At 66.7% G+C, this 3,163-nt stretch carries 3 protein-coding genes; all 3 read left to right on the top strand.

Annotated elements, in window-relative coordinates; all coding sequences use genetic code 11:
• Nucleotides 1-310: 310 nt before the first annotated feature.
• The 3 genes from ACFU5K_RS31555 to ACFU5K_RS31545 all read left to right on the top strand — a co-directional run bounded on the left by ACFU5K_RS31555 (nucleotide 311) and on the right by ACFU5K_RS31545 (nucleotide 2,195).
• The gene (locus ACFU5K_RS31555; RefSeq protein WP_384068087.1) at nucleotides 311-433 is read left to right on the top strand and encodes a ribosomal protein bL36; all 123 of its coding nucleotides are present in this window, start codon (nucleotides 311-313) and stop codon (nucleotides 431-433) included.
• 169 nt (nucleotides 434-602) lie between these two features.
• Nucleotides 603-1,322 (top strand): GNAT family N-acetyltransferase, encoded by a 720-nt coding sequence (locus ACFU5K_RS31550; RefSeq protein ID WP_384068084.1) that lies wholly within the window; start codon nucleotides 603-605, stop codon nucleotides 1,320-1,322.
• A 405-nt stretch (nucleotides 1,323-1,727) separates the two neighbouring features.
• Entirely contained in the window at nucleotides 1,728-2,195 is a 468-nt protein-coding gene (locus ACFU5K_RS31545; protein WP_384068081.1) for a DUF1348 family protein, read from the top strand.
• The last annotated feature ends 968 nt before the right edge of the window (nucleotides 2,196-3,163 follow it).

The raw sequence follows: 3,163 nt of genomic DNA, 5'->3' as shown, positions 1-3,163 counted from the left end.
GTTACTTTGTGGGGGACGGAACGCATCACCTTGTCCCCCCGGCGGGGGGGGGCCCGCTCCGCCCCCCCCCCGGTTGGGGGGGGGGGCCCCTGCCCGCGGGCGGGGCCACCCCCTCCGATCGGCAATCGGTGCACGCATCAACCCGCACGACCGCCCATGCGTGCCGGGCCGGGTTGCTCCTGTCGGACGACAACACGACAGGTGGCAGGTACCGCGAAGATCGGGAATGTTCCGGTTCGGCGGCCGGTTGAAGAGATCGACATTGTCATGGACCTCTCACTCTTGGTGTCGGTCCGGGAAGGAGGCGAAGATGAAGGTGCGTGGATCCCTGCGCTCGCTGAAGTCACAGCCCGGAGCGCAGGTGGTACGCCGCCGAGGCGTGACCTTCGTTCTCAACAAGAAGACACCCCGTAACAAGGCACGCCAAGGCTGATCGCGGACACGAAGGCCCCGCCCCCGGGCGGGGCTTTTCGTCACCGCGAGCGGCCGGACCACGGCAGCGAAATCGCATGCCCGCAGCGGAATCGGTCAGGCCGGCAGGGCGATTCCTGAAGATCCGCTCCGTCGTACCGTTGCAGGCGACGTCACGTACGGAGATGACCATGCCTGAACACGCGAACGAATTCGGTCAGCCCATCGGTGAGCCGGTGCCCGGGTGGACTGCCCGCCCCCTGCCTCACGGCCGCACGTTGGCAGGCCGTTACTGCCGACTGGAAGCACTGGACCCCGCCCGGCACGCCCAAGAGGTGTTCGCCGCGCTCCGCTCGGCACGGGATGATCGCGACTGGACCTACATGGCCGTCGGCCCCTTTTCCTCCGCCGCGGAGTTCGAAGTCTGGATTCGCGAAGCCGCGTCCGGGACGGACCCGCAGCACTATGCCGTCATCGACCACCGGTCGGGCCGCGCAGTGGGGACTCTCTCGCTCATGCGGCAAGACCCCGCGAACGGGGTCATCGAGGTCGGCAACGTGATGTTCTCACCACTGCTGAAGCGCACCACCGTCGCGACGGAGGCTCAGCTCCTCCTCATGACCCACGTCTTCGACGACCTCGGCTACCGGCGCTACGAGTGGAAGTGCGACAGCCGTAACGCTCCGTCGCGCAGGGCTGCGGAGCGTCTCGGCTTCGGCTACGAAGGCACCTTCCGCCAAGCGGTCGTGTACAAGGGACGGAGCCGCGACACGGCCTGGTACTCGATCATCAACAGTGAGTGGCCGACGCTCAGGCAATCGTTCGCTTCCTGGCTCGAGCCCGCCAACTTCGACAACGACGGCCGTCAGCGCCGGTCACTCGCCGAGATACGCGCGGACATCAGGGCGTGACGTCCACGAGGGACATGCTGCCCCTCGGTAACTGGCTTTCGCAAGCCCGAGGTCCTGGATGATCTGGTCACCGGGTACGGCGAGCAGACGGCTGTCATCCCTCTCGACGTCACCGAAACCAGTCATGCAACAGCAGCTTTCCGCACCACACATGACCGATTCGACTGACCCAGGCCGCACTTCCCGTCGTGCGCGAACAAGGTTCGGAACACATCTTCCAGTCACTTCGGCCGGCGGCCGCCTCGCAATCCAGGGGCTGCCCCCTGCGCCGACCTCGGCAACTGGTCGGCGTCTAGCAACTCCCGCGGCTCGGCTATACGGTTGAAAGGCGGGCGCCGACTCCTGACAGTGACGGCCGGATCGTCCGGCCCCGCAGCGCGGGCCGTCAGCACACAAGGAGCAGCAGTGGCAGACCGACCTCCCCTCCCTCCCTTCACGCGGGAGTCCGCGACGACGAAGGTCCGGCTGGCCGAAGACGGCTGGAACAGCCGGGATCCGCACAAGGTGTCCCAGGTGTACGCCGAGGACTCACGCTGGCGGAACCGCAGCGAGTGGGTCACCGGTCGTGACGAGATAGTCGGCTTCCTGACTCGCAAATGGTCCAGGGAACTGGAGTATCGGCTGATCAAGGAGCTCTGGGCCTTCGACGGCAGCCGGATCGCGGTGCGGTTCGCCTACGAGTCGCACGACACCGGAGGCAACTGGTGGCGTTCCTTCGGCAACGAGAACTGGGAGTTCGACGAGGCGGGGCTGATGACAGTGCGACACGCGTGCATCAACGACGTGCCGATCCGGGAGGCGGAGCGCGCATTCCACTGGCCACTCGGACGCCGACCGGACGATCACCCCGGTCTGAGCGCCCTGGGTTTCTAGGGTCTGGCCTGAAGCCCGGTACAGAGGTATCCGGGAGATCCCGCGGCCCGGGCCCCAACCACTTTCAGGGCCCGCATGCGCGGTCTGTCGATCCAGCCGAAGACTGGCCGCCGTACCGCTTCCCCACGGTAAGCCGCGCTCGCGAAGGGGAATCGCACCGCGCATCCACCGCACTGACGCAACGAGACACCGCCCCGCGTCGCAGCTCCCTTCCCGAGCGCCCGCGGCCGAGGGAGAACGCACCCTCCCCCGGCCGCGGGCGCCCACCCAGGACGAAGCGCAACGGGCAGGCCATCAAGCCGGTCCGGACATGCGGCGCCTGCGCCACGTCTCCATTTGGCCGCACAGCTCCAGATGTACTTGCTTCGTCAAGCACTCATCTGAGTGACTCCCTGTCAAGCGGAGCGGGCGCGCCTGGCGATATCGCCAGGGCCTCTGGGCAGCGCTCGCAACGCCAGGCTGCGTCACCCACTTGACCGGTGGCGAGAACACGGTCATGATCGTCACCACGTGAACCGGTGACGGCTGCAAGGTGTTCCCACACAACTGCTTCCAGCAGCGGGAGAGACGTCGAGCTCGGGAGGGAGAGGCACGTGAAGGCGACGAGCCGCTCATGGTGCGCTCCTGGCCGACGACGTCCACTGCTTCGGAGAGGTGCGCCGAGGTCCTACATGTGCGGACGCAGGCGGCGGCCACCATCACACCTCGTTCAGCGGTTCGCCGGCTAGAGGTGCCGGGGACAGGTCGCAGGTACCAGGAGCAGACACCCGGGCCGAGCGTTCAGGTCCGCACGATCAACCCCCCGCACCATCCCCCTGACACGAGCGATGCTCGCAGTCGAGAATTGGAGTCCCTGATGAGTACGAGCGAAAACGGGCTCTCCTGCCGTATGTGTGGGTGTCCTGACCTGCCCTGATACGGGAAACACGCCGTCTCCTGTGATCCTTGAGGTGTCTGGACTCAAATTG

It is taken from the genome of Streptomyces sp. NPDC057428 (assembly GCF_042803195.1).
In the GTDB taxonomy this organism is placed as follows: domain Bacteria; phylum Actinomycetota; class Actinomycetes; order Streptomycetales; family Streptomycetaceae; genus Streptomyces.
This window is presented reverse-complemented; position numbering and strand designations above follow the sequence as displayed.